General features: G+C 41.9%; 2 protein-coding genes. Both read right to left on the bottom strand.

What is annotated here, in order from left to right; all coding sequences use genetic code 11:
- Positions 1-130: 130 nt before the first annotated feature.
- Complete coding sequence (locus KJB35_RS28105; RefSeq protein WP_053320200.1) at positions 131-472, bottom strand: SH3 domain-containing protein; 342 nt, start codon at positions 470-472, stop codon at positions 131-133.
- Between the two features lie 147 nt (positions 473-619).
- Positions 620-1,012 (bottom strand): NUDIX hydrolase, encoded by a 393-nt coding sequence (locus KJB35_RS28100; protein ID WP_017448473.1) that lies wholly within the window; start codon positions 1,010-1,012, stop codon positions 620-622.
- Positions 1,013-1,048 lie beyond the last annotated feature (36 nt).

Here is a 1,048-nt window from a genome sequence, read left to right as displayed (position 1 = left end):
CTCTCATTACGTATAACGCCTTGTTAAGGTGTGAGGCACGCAATACTAATGTTTCCGCATAACACCTTAACCACTAAAGCCCACGCATAATAAAAATGCCACGCGTGCGGAATCACTCTTGAACAATTTGTTATGTACGTTGTACCGAGCGCACTGGTACCCAACCAATTTCACCCGTTGACCTCGAGACTCGATACCACTCATTGAGTTCAAACTGCACTGATAGCTTTTCACCAATGACTGTATTGAGCTCAACATTGTCATAGTCATAACGCAAAATACCTTCTGAGATTCCTTCAATCTTTTCGATATATTGAACTGGAGCCCAACCCTGCATACCTTCACTACTGGTTATAAAGATCCAATTGGGAAACTCGTCGTCAATTGCACCGAGAGCTACTTTATCACCTTGTTTCAAATAAAACGGATTGGGATATTCTGAGACGTGTTTTTCCGTAGCTACTACTTCCATATTTTCTCCAAAGTACATAACGCCGCGTTAAGTGGTGAGCAACGCTACCACCCAACCTAAACCATTGTGCCATAAACACAAAAGCCGATTCGAACTGAAAGTGCCAAGCGTTGTGAATCCGCCTTGAACGCTTTGTTAGAACTGTACTCAAAGATAACGACTAACCCGTTCTAATTCTTTCAAAGCGATACTGTCAGCTGCGATTCCAACTTGGTTCGCCTGCAATGAATACCACTTAACTTCATCAGCCTCGTGAGCCGTAATGTCTCCTGCCCAACTGGTAACAATGAAATAATGGATCAACTGCAGTTCTTTTGTTGGGTGGTAAAGGGAACATAAATATTTGTATTCCGTTGGAATAACATTGAGCTCTTCATTTAACTCTCGGAACAACGCCTGAATTTGAGTTTCACCGTATTCAATGTGACCACCCGGTATAGTGATTAAGCCCGGATCAGTTTCCTTTTGCTCACTGCGCTTTTCTAGCAGTACCTTTGAACCATTAAGCATGATAAAGGAAATACATTCATTTACTTCCATCTATATGTTCCTTTGAAAGTTCTAACGCCTTGCTAA

Origin of the sequence: Vibrio sp. D431a (assembly GCF_030248655.1) — a bacterium.
Lineage (GTDB): Bacteria > Pseudomonadota > Gammaproteobacteria > Enterobacterales > Vibrionaceae > Vibrio > Vibrio alginolyticus.
This window is presented reverse-complemented; position numbering and strand designations above follow the sequence as displayed.